At 55.8% G+C, this 17,480-nt stretch carries 15 protein-coding genes; 7 read left to right on the top strand and 8 right to left on the bottom strand.

The features are described from left to right. Positions 1-5: 5 nt before the first annotated feature. Genes ACP8MI_RS00585 through galK form a run of 3 tightly spaced genes read left to right on the top strand, consistent with a single transcriptional unit; the run spans position 6 to position 2,762 of the window. The gene (locus ACP8MI_RS00585) at positions 6-332 is read left to right on the top strand and encodes a hypothetical protein (RefSeq protein WP_284589377.1); all 327 of its coding nucleotides are present in this window, start codon (positions 6-8) and stop codon (positions 330-332) included. A 14-nt stretch (positions 333-346) separates the two neighbouring features. After that, positions 347-1,543: a galactose-1-phosphate uridylyltransferase gene (gene galT / locus ACP8MI_RS00580; protein ID WP_284589376.1), complete on the top strand. Its 1,197-nt coding sequence runs from the start codon at positions 347-349 to the stop codon at positions 1,541-1,543. Continuing rightward, on the top strand, positions 1,536-2,762 hold the full coding sequence (gene galK, locus ACP8MI_RS00575; protein ID WP_284589375.1) for a galactokinase: 1,227 nt from the start codon (positions 1,536-1,538) through the stop codon (positions 2,760-2,762). The genes galT and galK overlap by 8 nt, the downstream gene beginning before the upstream one ends. Before the next feature lie 14 nt (positions 2,763-2,776). On the opposite strand, the gene ACP8MI_RS00570 is transcribed toward galK, so the two are convergent. Next, positions 2,777-4,102: an ATP-binding protein gene (locus ACP8MI_RS00570; RefSeq protein ID WP_204369556.1), complete on the bottom strand. Its 1,326-nt coding sequence runs from the start codon at positions 4,100-4,102 to the stop codon at positions 2,777-2,779. A 159-nt stretch (positions 4,103-4,261) separates the two neighbouring features. Here ACP8MI_RS00570 and panD point away from each other — a divergent pair, with 159 nt between their 5' ends. Further along, positions 4,262-4,678 (top strand): aspartate 1-decarboxylase, encoded by a 417-nt coding sequence (panD, locus tag ACP8MI_RS00565; RefSeq protein WP_018120255.1) that lies wholly within the window; start codon positions 4,262-4,264, stop codon positions 4,676-4,678. 135 nt (positions 4,679-4,813) lie between these two features. Then, a complete protein-coding gene (locus ACP8MI_RS00560; RefSeq protein ID WP_144737502.1) occupies positions 4,814-6,307 on the top strand; it encodes an anion permease in 1,494 nt (497 codons plus the stop codon). A 17-nt stretch (positions 6,308-6,324) separates the two neighbouring features. Here the strand turns inward: ACP8MI_RS00560 and ACP8MI_RS00555 are convergent, their stop codons facing one another. Then, a complete protein-coding gene (locus ACP8MI_RS00555) occupies positions 6,325-7,632 on the bottom strand; it encodes an anaerobic C4-dicarboxylate transporter (protein ID WP_284589439.1) in 1,308 nt (435 codons plus the stop codon). A gap of 577 nt (positions 7,633-8,209) precedes the next feature. Between ACP8MI_RS00555 and ACP8MI_RS00550 the strand changes: the two genes are divergently transcribed. Next, positions 8,210-9,814, top strand: a complete 1,605-nt coding sequence (locus ACP8MI_RS00550; protein WP_284607305.1) for an HNH endonuclease signature motif containing protein — start codon at positions 8,210-8,212, stop codon at positions 9,812-9,814. Positions 9,815-9,838: 24 nt separating this feature from the next. Here ACP8MI_RS00550 and paaZ read toward each other — a convergent pair whose 3' ends face one another. Next, complete coding sequence (gene paaZ / locus ACP8MI_RS00545; protein WP_284607306.1) at positions 9,839-11,953, bottom strand: phenylacetic acid degradation bifunctional protein PaaZ; 2,115 nt, start codon at positions 11,951-11,953, stop codon at positions 9,839-9,841. Between the two features lie 94 nt (positions 11,954-12,047). On the opposite strand from paaZ, the gene ACP8MI_RS00540 reads away from it, so the two are divergent. Beyond that, a complete protein-coding gene (locus ACP8MI_RS00540; RefSeq protein ID WP_144737509.1) occupies positions 12,048-12,455 on the top strand; it encodes a PaaI family thioesterase in 408 nt (135 codons plus the stop codon). Here the strand turns inward: ACP8MI_RS00540 and ACP8MI_RS00535 are convergent. The 5 genes from ACP8MI_RS00535 to paaE all read right to left on the bottom strand — a co-directional run bounded on the left by ACP8MI_RS00535 (position 12,452) and on the right by paaE (position 17,479). Beyond that, positions 12,452-13,336 (bottom strand): 3-hydroxyacyl-CoA dehydrogenase family protein, encoded by an 885-nt coding sequence (locus ACP8MI_RS00535; protein ID WP_144737511.1) that lies wholly within the window; start codon positions 13,334-13,336, stop codon positions 12,452-12,454. The two genes, ACP8MI_RS00540 and ACP8MI_RS00535, sit on opposite strands and share 4 nt — an antisense overlap. A gap of 24 nt (positions 13,337-13,360) precedes the next feature. Then, complete coding sequence (locus ACP8MI_RS00530) at positions 13,361-14,137, bottom strand: enoyl-CoA hydratase/isomerase family protein (protein WP_239211459.1); 777 nt, start codon at positions 14,135-14,137, stop codon at positions 13,361-13,363. A 42-nt stretch (positions 14,138-14,179) separates the two neighbouring features. Beyond that, the gene (locus ACP8MI_RS00525) at positions 14,180-15,385 is read right to left on the bottom strand and encodes an acetyl-CoA C-acyltransferase (RefSeq protein ID WP_490290679.1); all 1,206 of its coding nucleotides are present in this window, start codon (positions 15,383-15,385) and stop codon (positions 14,180-14,182) included. 64 nt (positions 15,386-15,449) lie between these two features. Continuing rightward, entirely contained in the window at positions 15,450-16,226 is a 777-nt protein-coding gene (locus tag ACP8MI_RS00520) for an enoyl-CoA hydratase/isomerase family protein (protein WP_049168015.1), read from the bottom strand. 83 nt (positions 16,227-16,309) lie between these two features. Continuing rightward, a complete protein-coding gene (gene paaE, locus ACP8MI_RS00515; RefSeq protein WP_049168016.1) occupies positions 16,310-17,479 on the bottom strand; it encodes a 1,2-phenylacetyl-CoA epoxidase subunit PaaE in 1,170 nt (389 codons plus the stop codon). Position 17,480 lies beyond the last annotated feature (1 nt).

Genomic DNA, 17,480 nt, shown 5'->3' with positions numbered 1-17,480 from the left:
TAATCATGAGTACACAAGGATCGCAGCGCTCCCACACCGCCGGAGCATTCGACATCCGCAACGTCATCGGCGCACTGCTGGGCCTGTACGGGCTGATCTTGCTGCTGAGCTTCTTCTTCCTGGACCCAGGCGTCGATGCCGCGACCGGTGCGGCGAAAGATTCCTCATACAACCTGTGGACCGGCGTGGCCATGCTGGTTGCCGCCGGTGTGTTCTTCTGGTGGACGAAGGCCAACCCGATCAAAATCGACGAGGCTGGCACTGAGGCTGACGCTGGCATTGCGGCTGACGCTGCAGCTGAGCCGCAATCCGGCGATTCCACCACCCGCTAAGTCTGGAGTTTTCCATGCAGCATCCGATGCGCATTACCCGCACGCAGCTTGCCGACGGCCGCGAGCTGCTCTACTTCGATGACACGCCTGAGTTTGTCTCCGGCGAACGCACCCGCACGCTTGTCGACGAACGCGAGTTGCCCGCCGCCACCAGTGCTTCAGAGCTGCGCCAGGACCCGTTGACCGGCGCCTGGTACACCTACGCCGCGCACCGGATGAACCGCACGTTTTTGCCGCCGGCGAATGAAAACCCGCTGGCACCAACGCGCCCGGGTCAGCTGCCCACCGAGATTCCTGCCGACGACTACGACGTCGTGGTTTTTCAGAACCGCTTCCCGTCGCTGGCGCAGTCGGAATCGCAACCAGGAGCTGGGGCTGGCTCTGCAGCAGGCACCGACGCACCCGTTTTCGTGCCCAGCAAACCCGGGCACGGCCGCTGCGAAGTGGTCTGTTTTACCCCGGATTCGCAGGTGTCTTTCCGCGATTTGCCGTATACCCGGGCGCGCACCATCGTCGAGGCCTGGGCGCACCGAACCAAAGAACTTTCCGCGCTGCCCGGCATCGAGTACGTCTACCCGTTTGAAAACCGGGGCGAGGAAATCGGTGTCACCCTACAGCACCCGCACGGCCAGATTTATGCTTATCCGTTCGTGCCGGAGCGCGCCGCGCAGATCGCTGCCCGTGCGCAGGAATTTCGGGAGGCGCAAGGCGGTGCTGGCACTGGCGCTGCTGGCGCTGACACCGGCGCAGATCTGTTCGATCACATTCTGGATTCCGAGCATGCCGACGGCCAGCGCGTCGTCGTCCAGGGCGAGTATTTCACCGCTTTCGTGCCCGCCGCGGCGAAGTGGCCTGTCGAAATCATGCTGGTCCCGCACCGCGCGGTGCCGAATTTCGCGGAACTACATGATGCCGAAAAAGACGAGCTGACCCGGATGTATCTGGATATTCTCGCGCGCATGGATCGCTTTTTCGACGGCGTCGAACGCACCCCGTATATCGCGTCGTGGAACCAGGCGCCGGTGAATGCGCCAGAGGATGGGCGGTTGCACCTGCAGCTGTTTTCGCTGATGCGTTCGCCGGGTCGCATGAAGTTCTTGGCTGGTAGTGAGTCGGGCCAGGGTGCCTGGATTTCCGATACCACCCCGGAGCGCATCGCCGCACGGTTCCGAGAAGTCGCTGAAGAAGAGGTCGCCGATCACGATGGTTAATTGGTTTTCCACCCGCAGCAACGAGCAGGCAATCGCCGATGTCACCGCGCTGTTTCGCGAGTATTTTGCGGAACCCGCTGGTGTGTGGTCGGCGCCGGGACGGGTGAACCTGATCGGTGAGCACGTCGACTATGCCGGTGGTATCTGCTTGCCGTTCGCCTTGTCGCAGCGCACCTATGTGGCGGCGGCGCTCAATCAGGATGGCGTCTACCGCGTGGTCTCGCAGTTCGGATCTGAAACCATGCACGCAGAGATCGCCATGGACCAGGTATGCCCTGGTTATCCGGATGATTGGGCAGGCTATGTTGTGGGCACCATCTGGGCCGCGGGCTTAGACCTACCGGGCCTGGATATCGCGATCGTCTCTGACGTTCCGGTGGGCGCTGGGTTGTCGAGTTCGGCGGCGCTGGAATGTTCGGTGGCGTTGGCGGCGGCGGATCTGGCAGAAACCAGCACTAACGGCAAAACTCAGCCAGACCGCACTGCGTTGATGCAGGCCGCGATCCGCGCGGAAAACGAGGTCGTCGGGGCTTCCACTGGCGGTTTGGACCAGCGCATTGCCCTGTTTGCCGAACCCGGCCACGCCCTGGCGATTGATTTCGCCACCGATTCCACCCAGCAGGTGCCATTCCAGATCGCTGACCGTGGTTTGGCCGTGCTGATCACCAACACGAACGCACCGCATTCGCTTGCCGACGGCCAGTACGCCTCACGTCGCGCCGTCGTCGATGGCGTGACCGCGGACTTGCGGGTGACGAGCCTGCGATATGCCACTGATGCCGAGGCCGCATCTGCGCGCTGGGCGGAGGCCAACACCCCGGACGGGGTGGATGCTGGTGCGTGGCAGGACGTCGTCGGCAAGCGGGTCCGGCATATCGTCAGCGAGATTGCCCGTACTGCCACTGCAATCGAGCAATTGCAGGGTGGTGATCTGGCCGGTTTCGGCGAATCCATGCAGGCCAGCCACGCTTCGCTACGTGATGATTACGAGGTCAGCGTGGCGCAGTTGGATGTTTCGGTCGACGTCGCGATGGAGCACGGTGCACTTGGTGCGCGCATGACCGGCGGCGGTTTTGGTGGCTCATCGATTGCGTTGTTGCCTTCCGAGAAGGTGGAACAGGCCGCAGAGGCAATCGCGCTGGCTTTTGCCGCGGCCGGTTTTGCCGAACCCGAATTTGCGGTGGCACTTCCGGGTGCGGGTGCGCGTCGGGAAGCGTAGCGTGAGCTGCGGCACTAGCCCAATAATGCGAGAGGAACAACTGCGCATCCGTCGGCACGCCGATACGCATGACTTCCCGTGGTGACCACGATTTTGTCGACAAGCCGGGAACCAAGTTGTTCCCCCAACCAATTCAGGTGCCGCACGTCGCGGTCTGTGGGGACCGGGTTGAGTTTAACCTCAAAAGCAATGACTTTGCCGTCGTAACGCTCCAGAATCAGATCGACTTCTCTGCTTCCACCTTGCAACCGCAGGTGTGCTGTTTCTGCCTCGGCTGCCTGGCCGGCTGCGCGAACCGTCAGGGTAACCAAAGATTCAAACAGCTGACCGAACAGCTCCCAGCTGCCCGGATCGCGCGCAACCAACATTTCTGCTGTGACGCCCAGCAAGGCTGCTGCGATTCCCGGATCAAAAATCTGATGTTTGGGCCCGGTGGTCAGGCGTTTCAACGGCGTGCGGTTCGGGTGCCACGCCGGAACGGGATCAAGCAACCAAAGTTTCTGGAGCATATCGCGGTAGCCCTGGGCGGTTTCTTTGGAAGTTTTGTTGCTGTCTCCTGCCGTCGCCGCATCCAGTATTTTGTTGTATGCCGTCGGCGTCGACGATGCTGCAGCGTAGGCGCGCCACCAGGCCCGCAAGGATTCCGGTTTGCGCACCAATAGTCCTTGCTCCGGAATATCGCGGTCAATCACCCGGTGGATATAAGACGCTACGTGCTGCCTGCGGGCGCGCGGCGGCAGCGTGCGGATGCCTGGCAGCCCGGTCGAACAAATAGCTTCGGCATAATCGGCCAGCTGCCAATCGATTGCACCACTAATTTCTACGCGGGAATCATTGTTCTGTTCGAAAAGTTCCGCTATCCGGACGCTAGGCTGCGTGTTGTCGCGTTCTGCCACCGATAGCGGGCGCATGCGCAATGACAGAATCCGACCTGCACCGGAGTGCGTGTCGACGCCACTTGTGGGGGTAGCGCTGCCAGTCAGCAAATATCTGGTAGCCACGTGCTTATCGACGTTGCGCCGCACCGCGTCCCACACCTGCGGGACATGTTGCCACTCATCTAGACAAATTGTGCCCGGGCCCTGCAAAATTTTATCCATCTGGGCGTAGAGCAATTCGCGCTCGTTATCCCGGTCTAGATGCCAGGTTTCATCTGCACGACGGATGCTGGTTTCGGACTTGCCGACGCCTTTTGCCCCATCGATCGCAATCGCTGTCAGACCATCCAGCGCTTCCAGTTCGTCATCGATGTAACGCCAAAGGTAGTTCTGTGCGGTGCTTGATTTGGCGCTGCTACTTGAATTTTCGTGGCCGTCTGATTGATACCCGCTAAGAGCCATGACCTCGATATTAGCACTGAACCTGACCGTTTATCGCTTTCCTACCTGACTCTTTATTACTGCCCTACTACGCTATTTATCACCCTTCTACCCGACCGTTTATCACGCCTTTATCCGACCGTTTATCACCACACCACCACGACGACTAAGGTATGTGCCGTGTTGCGTACCATGCTGAAATCCAAGATCCACCGAGCCACGGTCACCCAGGCTGACCTGCATTATGTCGGTTCCTGCACCATCGACGCCGCGCTGATGGAGGCCGCGGATATTCTCGAAGGCGAGCAGATCGACATCGTCGACATCAACAACGGCAACCGCCTGACCACCTACGCGATCACCGGCGACCGGGGCACCGGCGTCATCGGCATCAATGGTGCGGCCGCGCGGCTGATCAACCCGGGCGATCTGGTGATCATCATCGCGTATGCGCAGTACAGCGACGAGGAACTACGCGACTACCGTTCTCGCGTGATCTTCGTCGACGAGCAGAACAGGCAGCTGGAGGCCGGCGCCGATCCCGCGCATGCACCGGAGGGCTCGGATCTACTGAACCCGCGGCACCCGGAGGGCTAAGGAAGCGGGCCCATTTACGGCGTCGGCAAGCCGCTGATGGTGAGCTAACTCCCAGCCGAAACCCCTTCCCGACGCCTGCCCACCCGCGTAGCATGACCCGTGTCCAAAGCTTGAATAATTGCGAAACGAACGGGCATGAGCACCACTCCAGAAACAACACACGCGGATTCGTCGAGAAGCGCGAAGCAGTCTGACCAGGAACAAGCACCCAAACGGTCCGCGAAAACCGCCATCCACGTCGCGATCATCGTCGCCGTAACCGCCATCATCTATTTTCTGCCCGCACCCGAGGGCGTCGACCCGCGCGGCATGCACATGGCGGGGATTTTCGTCGGCACGATTTTGGGCTTGATTTTACAACCCTTGCCGACGGCTTCTGTTGCGTTGATTGGCCTGGCTGTGGCCATGATTACCGGCACGATGGATGCCAAGGAAGAAGCGCTGCAAGGCTTCGGCAACTCCACGATTTGGCTGATCGTCGCCGCGTTTTTCATCGCTGATGGTTTTTTGATCACCGGGTTTGGTCGGCGCATCGCGTTGTTGTTTGTGTCGGCGTTGGGGCGGAGTTCGCTCGGGCTGTCTTATGGCATGGCGCTGACGGATTTGGTGTTGGCTCCGGCGACGCCGTCGAATACCGCGCGCGCTGGTGGTGTGGTCTACCCGATTATTAAGTCGCTGGCGCACGTGAATGATTCCCGGCCGGATACGGATGAATCGCGTAGTCGGCTGGGGTCTTATCTCTCGTTGACTGCGCTGCAGGTCAACACGATTACTTCCGCGATGTTTATTACCGCTATGGCGGGTAACCCGGTGGCGGTGAATCTGGCTGCTGACCAGGGAATTGATATCAGCTGGGGCACGTGGGCACTGGCTGGTTTGGCGCCTGGCTTGGTCGCGCTGATTGTGATGCCGTGGGCCATGTCGAAGGTGTATCCGCCGACGCTGAAGAAAACCCCGAATGCTCCGGGCCACGCCCGCGATGAGCTGCGCGATCTTGGACCAATGACCGCCACCGAGTGGATCATGCTGGCGACGTTCGTGCTGTTGCTGGGGCTGTGGATGTTTGGTTCACAATTGGGTGTTTCGGCGACTTCAGCGGCGTTTTTGGGTATCGCCATTTTGTTGGTGACGAAGGTGCTGACCTGGAAGACGATGGCTGCGAATAATGGCGCGTGGTCGACGCTGATTTTCTTTTCCGTGCTGGTGGGCATGGCTAGCCAGCTCAACGAGTTGGGCGTCGTCGACTGGATCGGGGAAGGTGTCGCTGGTGTGATCGGCGGAATGCACTGGATTGCGGCCTTCGTGGTGTTGGCGCTGGTGTATTTCTACGTGCATTATCTTTTTGCTTCGAATACCGCGCAGATCATCGCGTTGTATTCGGTGTTTTTGGGTGCGGCTGTTGCTGCGGGTGCGCCGCCGCTGTTTGCCGCGCTCATGTTGGGTTTTGCCAGCAACTTGATCGGTGCGTTGACGCACTATGCTTCCGGCCCGGCTGGTTTGATTTACGGTTCCGGCTTCGTGAAAACCGCGGAGTGGTTCCGCGTATCGTTTATCGCTTCGGTGATCAACATTGTCATCTTCGGCGTCGTCGGAACCGCCTGGCTCGCGTTGCTGGGCATGATGGGCTAGCAGCGGCCACCGAATAGCTAAATAATCACAGAACCGAAGAGGTAACCCAGCAGCACAGAGCTGGCAATGCTGACCACGCCGGGAATCAGGAATGGGTGGTTGAACACTGCTTTGCCGATGCGCGTGGTGCCGGTGTCGTCCATTTCGACGGCTGCCAGCAGCGTTGGGTACGTCGGCAAGATAAACAGTGCCGATACTGCGGGGAAGGCTGCGACGGCTGTGACCGGGTTGACGCCGAGTGCAAGGGCCGCTGGCATGAGTGCTTTGGTCGTCGCTGCCTGCGAGTACAGCAGTGCCGCACCGAAGAAGAGGACCACCGCGAGCAACCATGGCGAGGATTCCAGGACGCCGCCGGCGAGGTTTTGAATGTCGTCGAGGTAGTGGTTGATCAGTGTGGTTCCGAGCCAAGCAACACCCAACACGCACACGCAAGCGGACATGCCGGATTTGAACACTGGCGTATTGAGAACGTCACCGGCCGGGATTTTCGTGAGCATGACGATGATTGTCGCGGCCGTCAGCATCACAGTCATGATGGCTTCATTGCGCGGCAGAGTTGGCTCGGAGATGAGTCCAACCTGGTCGGAAGTGATGGTTGCCCAGGCCATGACGATAACGATGGCAGCGAGGAAGATCAGAACGGACGCTTTAGCACCGGAGCTAGGTTGGTAGTTTTTCGCGCCAAGTGGTTCTGCCACCAAGCCTTGCGCTTTACGTTCGAGGTAAACCGGGTCGTCGACAAGTTCTTTGCCAAATTTATTGGCAATCCAGGCAGCTGGGAAGATGGAAATGAAGGTAGCCGGGATGACGACCGCGAGCACCTGCAAGTAACCGACGCCCATCGGTTCCAGCAGGCCAGCCAGCAAAACGACGGCGGCGGAAATCGGGGATGCACAGATAGCCATTTGCGAAGCGACGACGGCCACCGACAGGGGGCGTGATGGGCGGACTTTGCCTTCTTTTGCGACTTCCACGATGACCGGAAGCGTCGAAAAGGCGGTGTGCCCAGTACCTGCGAGGACCGTCATCAGCCAGGTAACGACCGGCGCATAAAACGTAATACGCTTGGGGTGTTTGCGCAGGAAGCGTTCGGCGATATACACGAGGTAGTCCATGCCGCCAGCGCGTTGCATCGCTGCAATAGCGGCGATGACCGTCATAATGATGGCGATGACGTCGAAAGGAATATCTTCCCGGGTGACGGGAATTCCAGAAAGGCCCAGCAGAACGACGCCTAAACCACCGGCCATACCAATACCGATGGAACCGATTCGTGCGCCAAGGAAGATGGCGCCGAGCACGATAGCAATGTGAACGATAACCATGCCCATGCTCCCTTTCACTCATTTGTAGTTTATTTGTAGCTAAAGTGGCCCTTCCATTGTCTCGCACGCAGTTGCTTTCGTTTTCACAATTAGTGCATTTGTGGTGCGACCCATATGTGTTTTATCCCTCCCGCCGCTGGTTAGTTTTTTGACTAGGCGCTTATCGCCCGATGACCAGGCGGTTGCAGCTGATTGCAGGTGATAGTGCAGACGATTCGGCAGTGACACCCTGATTCCCCGACGAAAGGCCATGCGGAATCGGTTCGAACATATATAATTTTTCACAAGCTTCATCTTAACTGGAATACTCCCATAATGCGAACACCTCTTCCATACCTTTGGGCTTACTGTAGCGTAAGCCAATTCCCGCACCATACAGAACCAGGACACAAAATCCCATCATTATTACAAGTGGTTATATTGCACTTATATCCGACTGCTCTCGACGCCATGAGGTTCCATAACGCGCTGCCCCAAATTTTTAGGTCATTACATCATTCGAACATTGTTGCTTTTTGACACTTATCCATCTAGACTGAAATCATCTTAATTAGCAATAACGTTCGGGGAGGGCGTCATGACGCAGAACAACAACCACAGAAACCGTCACGGCGTCGAGCATTCTTCGGGCTCCCCGGAGGCATATTTCACCCACTGCAATCCACACAATAAAAATGCCATGGCAATGCTGGAACTGCGTCGTCACGCGTACTTTGCGTGGAAACGAATTACTGATCTCGCCAGTGATGATTTCGATCTCATGCTGCGCGATATCACTGCAACCAGTGGCATCAGCAATTACAAGGCCGGTGACATCGCCGCCGCGTTTTACCGCATGTCGGATCTTCCGAAGTTGCGCAAACTTGCAACCTCCATGTGGCAACTGGATATCGACCATTGGATTACCATTGACCGCGCACTGGACAAAGCAGGTGCCGTCAATGCCCACCTGTTTGCCGCCGTCGATGAGCTGCTCGTAGATCTTCTCACTCCAACGAAACCGAACCAGCAGATGGCGTCGAGAAGAACCATCAGAAACCGGATCACCCGCGAGATTGATGCCCTTGATTCTTCGGTGCGCAAAGATAAAAAGAAGGAATCGCCCAGGAAAACCTACGGTGTCAACGATATTCCCGATTTTGAGCGCAACGATACCGATACGCATGAAATTCGCTTCGATACCGACGCCGCCACCGCCGTGACCATTGATGCGCACATCCGCGAACATGCACAACAAACCGGCCTTTCGCTTCGCGACGCCACCATCGACCTACTTTTGGGAAATGCACAAACGTCCGTGACCCTGAATTGCTACCGTGCGAACGACGTCGACGACGCCCCGCTGTTCGTATCGAGGACTACGGGCGCTGGCGAACAAACACTGTTCGGTGCGGCCGCCGACGCCCTTGCCGGTGAGGCAGCCAAGCACCACGACATGGACGCCGTAGCCAACCACGAAGTCGCAGGCTATACCACCACACCAACCATGCGCGCCGCAGTCACCGGCCGCGATGGACACTGCCGCTACCCAGGTTGTGAAGAACCAGCGACCACCTGCCAAATGGACCACGTCATCGAATATGACAACGGCGGCGCAACCACCCCGGCAAACCTCATCGCACTGTGCCAGCACCACCACAACATCAAAACTGATCGCCGCGCCCGCCCCATTTTCGAACCAGCCAGCGGAACCACTGTGTGGTTATTCGCCGACGGCACCTGGCAATCCACCGAAGCAGAAGGCCCACTGGCCAAACCGAACCGGCGCTGGGTACAAACTGTGGCACAGAAAATGGCGTGCTACCGCAATGCCCAGCGCGAAGAAGCGCAGAAGATGCAGCGTTTGACCGCAGAGAGCAACCAAGCATCTACGCCGGGGATGCCAACACCGTCGGAGACACCAAGTACATCGCGAACTATGTCGGAAGGCCAACAGCTCTGGTATAGCGATGTCTTAAAGCTGCAGAGCATGCTGAATCACGATAGTTTCCGCGTGATCAAGATTGCCGCCTGCCGGAAATACATCGACAGAATCCAAGAAGCAATTACTGCAATTCGGCACCTCGAACCAGTAGTTACCGGGGAGCGCGCGGACCGGAGCTCAGCCGCTAACCACACGGTTGAAGGCGACCCCTGGGTGGCGGCTGCCCAGCAAAAGTCTTATGCCGAGCCGCCGTTTTAAATAACCAGGCGCAAAATCACGGAACTAGTCGGACCAATTCACAAAAGTAGTGTGTTCCTTTTCCACACCAGTAAGCACATCATAGGAAGCACACAACTCACCATCCTGGTTCAACAACTGCGCATCCCAATAAACATCGCCATAAATTTCGGTCTCACGGGGCTTAATCTGTTTACAAGTCAGCACCACCTGGATGGAATCACCAGCAGGAACCGGGGTCAAAAACTTCAGGTTTTCCAAGCCAATATTAGCCAGCACCGGGCCCGGCGCGGGTTCCACGAACAATCCAGCTGCCCAAGAAACCAGCAAGTAGCCATGCGCTACTTGGCTCGGGAAAAACGGGTTCGCTGCAGCCGCTTTCGCATCCGTGTGAGCATAGAACTGATCACCAGTAGAATCTGCAAACGCGATAATGTCTTCCAACCGCACCTCACGGAAATCGGAAACAAACTGGTCACCAATTTCTAACTCCGCAATCGATTTCCGGAATGGATGCACCCCGCGGCCGGACTCTACGTCTTCCCGTGACACACTGTTCACCTTCGCTCCCCGATGCCAAATCCCGGTAATGGCAGTCAGGTGATCAGGCGTTCCTTGGATCGCAACCCGCTGCATGTGGTGCTTGATGGAACGCACGCCACCTAATTCTTCGCCGCCGCCAGCACGACCGGGCCCTCCGTGAATCAAATTCGGCAGAGGAGAACCATGTCCAGTCGAGGTTTTCGCGTCGTCCCGGTCAAGGAAATGCAATCGACCATGGTGCGCCCCGATCCCACGAGCAAACTCAGCAGCAATTTCTGGGTCGTGAGTGACCACAGAGGCAACCAAAGATCCTCGACCAAGCGCAGCCAATTCAATCGCTTCCACGGTGTCCGAATATCCAACAATAGAAACCACGGGACCAAAAGCCTCAACTTCATGAACGGCCGGTGCATAAGCGTCATTGAAGGTGAGCACCGTAGGAGCAAAATATGCACCGTCTAATTCATCCGGTCCACCGCAGACCAACTGTCCACCGGCATCTACCAAGCGAGTCACTGCCGTCGCGACATCAGCGCGCTGGTCCACAGAAACCAACGGCCCCATCGTCGCATTCTCGTCACGTGGGTCTCCGGCAATCACTTTCGCCACTAAACGCTCGCGCAATGCCTGTGCAACAGCACCCTTCAAGTGGTTTGGCACCAATACACGACGGATGGCGGTACATTTCTGCCCAGCTTTTGCAGTCATTTCGGCGAAGACCGCCTTGATAAAGATCTCGAACTCAGGATCTTCCGGAGCTACATCCGCGCCCAAAATAGCCGCGTTCAACGAGTCAGCCTCAGAACTAAACTGCACACCGTTTTCGGAAACATTGCGATGCGCACGTAATTTCTGCGCTGTCGCTGCAGACCCTGTGAATGCCACTTGGTCCCGGTAATCCAAATAATCCAGCAAATCCCGCGCCGAACCCGAAATCAATTGAAGCGCACCATCTGGCAAAATGCCGGACTCAACCATGAGCTTCACACAAGCCTGGGTGACGTACCCAGAAGGAGTACCCGGCTTGACGATAGTGGGAACTCCCGCGATAAAAGCAGGAGCAAATTTTTCCAACATCCCCCATACCGGAAAGTTAAACGCGTTGATCTGAACGGCAATTCCCTGCTGCGGAACGAAAATATGGGTGCCCAAAAATGAGCCGTCGGCCGAAAGCACTTCCGGTTCTGCCGCATCAACGATGACCTGAGAATTGGGTAATTCTTTCCGTGCTTTGGATGAAATAACCAGCGCGGTGGTAATCCCACCATCAACATCAACAAAATTGTCCCGCTTATTCGCACCGGTTTTATGCGCGAGCGCGTTTAACTCATCCCGGTGCTTTTTCAGGTAAAGCCCCATCTCTTTAATCATCATCGCACGCTCATGCAACGTGTATTTTTGCAGGTTACTTGCGCCTACTTCGCATGCATAATCCACCGCGGAAGCAATATCCAAGCCTTTGGCGCTAAACCGGCAGACCACCTCACTGGTCGCGGCATCTCGCACTTGCGTTGCATCAGAAACGTCTTCTGGTGTTACCCACTGGCCGCGGAGATAGCTTGGTACGACCTGAGCCGTTTCTTCCGGCGTGGAGGTATCTGCTGTTGTCGTAGTCATTTTGTAGTCCTTTCTATTCTGGGAAACGATCTCTAGTGAGACCCCTATAGTGGTTGTGACGATCCACCGTTGTTATGAATTTTTGAAGGAGCCTATGATGGCTGAAGATTCCACATGGAAAATTGTTCTTGGCGAATTAGATGAAAAGATGGGCGTAGAAGTTCTGGAAGAATCCCCAGAAACCGTCGTTGCGCGGATGCCGATTGACGGCAACCGCCAGTCTTTAGGCCTGTTACACGGCGGAGCCATGGTGTGTTTAGCAGAAGCGGTCGGTTCTTGGGCCGCAGTTATCCACGCCTCGCGGTTTGGCAAAGTCGCCGTTGGAGTAGATATCAACGCAACTCACCATTCATCTGGAAAGAATGGTTGGGTAACGGCAACGGCAACGGCAATCAAACTGGGCAAAACAATGTGCAGCCACGAAGTCATCATCACGGACGACGTCGGCAAGCGATTGTGCACTGCGCGCATCAGCAATGCCATCGTTGACCCCCGAAATTAGCATTGGGAATCACTGCTGTAATCGTAGAACCCCTTGCCTGCTTTTCGACCGAGCTCACCACGTTCCACCATTTCCCGCATGAGTTTCGGTGGAGCGAACCGCTCGCCCAGGGTTTCTTCCAAATATTCCGCAATCCCCAATCGGACATCCAAACCGACGATGTCAGTCAATTCTAGTGGGCCTACTGGGAATTTGTAGCCGAGCACCATCGCGTTGTCGATGTGTTTCGGGCTCGCAACACCCTGTTCCACCATGCGGATAGCTTCCAACGCGATAGCAACACCAAGCCGCGAGGACGCAAACCCCGGTGCATCTTTGACCACCACTGGCGTTTTACCGAGGGCTTCTACCCATTCTTGAGCATCACTCACCAGTTTCTCTGGGGTGCTCTTGGCGACGACGACCTCTACCAGTTTTGACGCTGGTACCGGATTGAAAAAATGTAGTCCGATCACATCGTTCGTGACCACGTCGGCAAGTTCTGTGACTGACAGCGACGACGTGTTAGTAGCAATCACAGCTTCGGGCGCTGCTTGTGAAATCGCGTTAAAGGCTTTAGTTTTCAGCTCCATCGACTCGGGCACTGCTTCAACAACGAGACGACAGTCAGCAAAATCGCCAGCATCCGTACTGAGCTGTACACGCTGCATCCATTCCTCAGCGGTTCCGGGAGCACCACGGTCGATCGATCCAGTAACAGATTTGGTGATGCGATTGCGTGCAGCTTCTAAAGCATCATCATTAATGTCGACGACTATGACGGTTGCGCCCGCGGACAAAAATGCATGCGCAATCCCTGCACCCATTCGTCCGCCTCCCATGACACCGACCCGATCTGGGAAGCTCTTCGCTGTGGTTGGTGACTCTGCGGTTTCACTCATTGTATTTTCTCCTGACTCCAGTTTTTATCGCTTATTCTTGCGGTCTAAAAATTCCTGCATACGTTCAAATTTGGCATCGGATTCAAATAAAATTGCTTGTGCCAAGTTATCGACCTGCGGATGAGCGGCCTCAGGCATGTCCAATACTCGCTTCGTGATGCGTACTGCTAAAGGATCCTGCTTCGCGATTCGTGCCGCGAGATCGTGCGCTCCTGCCACTAATTCGTCTGCTGAATACAATTCATTGACCAGATGGGTCTCTTTTGCTTCGGTCCCATCCAGAATTCGCCCGGCGAGCAGGATCTCCTTTGCGACGGCTTCACCCACCAAATTTTTCAATCGGTACGTCCCACCAGCAGCAGCGATGATTCCGAGCTGGGCTTCTGGCTGACCAAATTTTGCTTCCGGGGTCGCAATCCGGAAATCAGCAGCTAATGCCAATTCCAGGCCGCCACCCAGTGCAACACCATCAACGGCAGCAATGACGGGAGCAGGTAGCTGCGCGATCCGTTGGAAAATCGTGGAATTGATACCGCGCAGCGCGTCGTCACGGCGTCGTTCACGCAATTGAGCGATATCTGCACCTGAGGCAAAAACGGCTTTTTCCCCACGGGAAGTCTCCACGGTACAACCAGTGATGACCAAAGTCTGCGGGTCTTTTTCCACAATCCCGCATAACTCATGCAACTCGTCGACCATGATCTGGTCTATGGCATTACGCACCTGTGGCCGGTCAAGCTGCGCAACTACGCAGTCGTCATGCTTCTGGATTCGGAGGGTCCGGAATTCTGGAAAAGTCATATCGCTTCTTTCCTTATTTGTACTGGTCAGAACTTTGACTGATCAGACTCGTTCAATAGCTATCGCACAGCCCTGCCCAACACCGACGCACAACGTGGCAATACCTCGTTGTTCCTGGGCATCTTCCAACCTGTGCAGCAAAGTAGTGACAAGCCGTGACCCAGAGGATCCAAGTGGGTGTCCAAGAGCAATTGCCCCGCCCCAGGCATTGACTTTCGCCTCAGCAAGGCCCAACTCTCGGATACAGGCAAGGGATTGCGTGGCAAAGGCCTCATTGAGTTCGATTGCATCAACCGAAGATAATTCCCACCCGGTGACATTCAAGAGTTTCTTTGTTGCTGGCACCGGTCCAATCCCCATAATTTCCGGTGCTACGCCAACAGCGGTGGAGCCTGCTATACGAGCGCGCGGGTGCAAACCATATTTATCAATTGCTGCTTGTGAAGCCACAACCACCGCTGATGCGCCATCATTCAAGGACGATGCATTACCTGCCGTTGTGACTTCTCCGCCTGCCACAACCGGAGATAACCGGGATAAGACTTCGGCCGACGTACCCGGCCGTGGTCCTTCGTCTGTATCAACGACCGTCACCGCACCTTTGCGTCCAACAACGCTAACTGGCACTATTTCCCGATCGAATTTTCCAGCAGCAATCGCTTGCAAAGCACGTTCGTGCGACTGTACAGCGAATTCATCAGCATCTTCCCGGGAAATATTTCGCTGCCGCGCGACTTCCTCAGCCGTTTCCGGCATGGAATAAGTCATTTTGTCCTTCGCAGCGAATTTTTCGTTGACAAATCGCCATCCAATCGCAGTATCAAATACTTGACCTGGTTTGGCGAAACCTTTGGTCGGCTTTTCCATCACCCAAGGCGCACGGGACATCGATTCCACTCCGCCTGCAATAACAACGTCGGCTTGTCCTGATTGCACCATGGCGCTGGCAACCGAAATTGCGGACATGCCTGATGCGCACAGCCGATTGATCGTCATGCCTGGAACAGATTCATCACCACCGGCAAGTAACCACGCTATTCGGGCCACGTTCCGGTTTTCTTCTCCTGCACCGTTGGCATTGCCGTAGACCACTTCATCCACCGCCGTGGTTTCAAGCCCGGTGTCTTCAAGTACTGCTTTGATAGTCAATGCGGCGAGATCATCCGGGCGCACCGCAGATAATGCCCCGCCGTAGCGCCCAACCGGGGTGCGTTTCGCAGATACCAAGAAAGCGTCGTTAGTAGCCATGTTTATTGCTCCTTTATTCGTGTATTCATCTATTCATGCGTCCATTGACTGCCTACGCAGGGTTTTACTGACCGGTAAATTTCGGTTCACGTTTTTCGTTGAAGGCCGCAAATCCTTCCTTATAGTCCGCTGATGCACACAATTGAGCCTGCAGCTTGTTTTCTTTATGCAGACTGTCCCACAAACCCGTTCGTCGGTCACGGATATCAGACACAAGCTCACGCGATGTCATAAAAGCTTGGGTAGCCCCTTGTGCTGCGGTTTTCGCTTGCCGACGTGTAAACTCCAACAATTCTTCTTCTGGCAGCGCCCGTGAGAACAAACCAAGTTTGACCGCTTCTTCCCCGCTTATGAGATCACCGGAAATAATCAAGTCCATCGTTCGGTGCGCGCCCAATCTCTCGACAAAAAGTGCGTGACCACCGGAATCGAGGGTCGCGCCAAGTTTGGCAAACGGAGAGCCGATTTTGGCATTCTCTGCGACATAAACCACGTCTGTCGCAATAGCGAGTCCCAGCCCCACGCCCAGGCATGGGCCGTGCACCGCCGCGAATGTGGGGGCAGGAAATTCACTCATTTGTTTCAAGACCGGTGTTAGCTGGCGTTCCAAATATTCATAGGCATCATCATTTTCCGGTTCAATGCCCTTGATGTTTCGTCCTGCGCAAAATCCTTTGCCTTCGCCCCGGAGAATTAGCGCTCGCACTCCTGCATCCGCTGCATCTGAGTACGCGTGGCTTAATTCAGCAATGTCAGCTTCTTGTAAAGAATTCATTGCTTTGGGAATGTTGAGAACAACCTCGGCCAAATTGGCATCGTGATCGAGATGGAGATCAATCATACTGGGTCCTTAGTTTCTGTAAATGGGCGGTTCGCTATCTAGGGTTTCTGTATTTGAGGTGGTTCTATATTTGAGGTGGCTAGTTATGCGTCGTAGTCAACAGTGATGGAATTTCCGGTGGGCCGGGTTTGGCAAGTAAGGACATAGCCCTGCTCAACTTCATCTTTTTCCAAAGCAAAATTTTCTTCCATCTCGTATTCACCCTCAAGAACCTTCGCTCGACAGGTACCGCAAACGCCTCCCGCGCATGCAAATGGCACATCGGAGCGCTGCCGCAACGCCGCATTAAGAACGGTTTCTTTTGCCGATTCAGGTGACTGAACAGAATCCGAAGATCCATCAAGAGTGAATTTCACCGTGATGTTGTTTCCTTCTGGGGCTTCTTTCACAGAAGCACCAGCATCAGGCCGCGGACCATCTGTAGGCTTACCGGTACTGAAAAGCTCGTAGCGAATAGCTTTGTCTGCCACCTCACGCTCTTCGAGTTCACGGCGCACCAACTGCACCAGCTCATACGGGCCACACAGGAACCATTCGGACACATCTTCTGTCTGGACGACGTGATCAAGGAGATCGTTGAGCTTCTCCTCATCAATGCGCCCGGAAAACATGGGGTTCGGTCGTTGCTGGCGCGACAGGATGTGGTGAACTGAGAAACGAGTGGGGTACTTATCTTTCAGGTCGCCGATTTCTTCAGCGAACATGACGCTGTCGCCGCCTTTATTGCCGTAAATCAATTCAAAGGTAGCGTCGCTTGATTGCTGCAGTACCGACTGTGCAATAGCCATGATGGGAGTGATACCTGATCCTGCAGCCACTGCCACGAGATGGGGGCTCGTGATCTGTTCAATTTCGTCGCTAATTTGTTGCGGATTGTTTAGCCCCGTGACATGCACTTGCGATGTAAAAGCCCCCTGTGGGTTCATTACATCAATCTCGTCACCGACTTGTAGCGCGGTATTTGCCCACGTCGAAAACACACCACCGAAATCACGCTTAATTCCGACCCTGATTACTCCGCCGCCTGGGGAATCACAGATGGAATACGAGCGGCGCACTTCTTTTCCATCAATCGTTGCACGCAGTGCCACATATTGGCCGGGCACATAATCGTAGTCATCGCGTAAATCTTCGGGGACGGCAAAACTTACCTCGACCGAGTCGTCGGTCAGCGGCCGCACCTGGGATACCTGCAACGTATTGAACGTGGCCTTTTTCTTTTTGCTTGACTTGTTTGTTGGCGTGGAACTCATT

Source organism: Corynebacterium sp. LaCa_70 (assembly GCF_058182015.1).
Note: the sequence above shows the minus strand (reverse complement) of the source record. Positions and strands in the feature narration are given on the sequence as shown.

Bases quoted from the DNA above. Each gene is read 5' to 3' on its own strand.
- ACP8MI_RS00560 (WP_144737502.1), top strand. From the start codon at position 4,814: ATGAGCACCACTCCAGAAACAACACACGCGGATTCGTCGAGAAGCGCG.
- ACP8MI_RS00520 (WP_049168015.1), bottom strand. From the start codon at position 16,226: ATGATTGATCTCCATCTCGATCACGATGCCAATTTGGCCGAGGTTGTT.
- galT (WP_284589376.1), top strand. From the start codon at position 347: ATGCAGCATCCGATGCGCATTACCCGCACGCAGCTTGCCGACGGCCGC.
- ACP8MI_RS00535 (WP_144737511.1), bottom strand. From the start codon at position 13,336: ATGAGTGAAACCGCAGAGTCACCAACCACAGCGAAGAGCTTCCCAGAT.
- ACP8MI_RS00570 (WP_204369556.1), bottom strand. From the start codon at position 4,102: ATGGCTCTTAGCGGGTATCAATCAGACGGCCACGAAAATTCAAGTAGC.
- ACP8MI_RS00530 (WP_239211459.1), bottom strand. From the start codon at position 14,137: ATGACTTTTCCAGAATTCCGGACCCTCCGAATCCAGAAGCATGACGAC.
- paaE (WP_049168016.1), bottom strand. From the start codon at position 17,479: ATGAGTTCCACGCCAACAAACAAGTCAAGCAAAAAGAAAAAGGCCACG.
- ACP8MI_RS00525 (WP_490290679.1), bottom strand. From the start codon at position 15,385: ATGGCTACTAACGACGCTTTCTTGGTATCTGCGAAACGCACCCCGGTT.
- paaZ (WP_284607306.1), bottom strand. From the start codon at position 11,953: ATGACTACGACAACAGCAGATACCTCCACGCCGGAAGAAACGGCTCAG.
- ACP8MI_RS00585 (WP_284589377.1), top strand. From the start codon at position 6: ATGAGTACACAAGGATCGCAGCGCTCCCACACCGCCGGAGCATTCGAC.
- ACP8MI_RS00550 (WP_284607305.1), top strand. From the start codon at position 8,210: ATGACGCAGAACAACAACCACAGAAACCGTCACGGCGTCGAGCATTCT.
- ACP8MI_RS00555 (WP_284589439.1), bottom strand. From the start codon at position 7,632: ATGGTTATCGTTCACATTGCTATCGTGCTCGGCGCCATCTTCCTTGGC.
- galK (WP_284589375.1), top strand. From the start codon at position 1,536: ATGGTTAATTGGTTTTCCACCCGCAGCAACGAGCAGGCAATCGCCGAT.
- ACP8MI_RS00540 (WP_144737509.1), top strand. From the start codon at position 12,048: ATGATGGCTGAAGATTCCACATGGAAAATTGTTCTTGGCGAATTAGAT.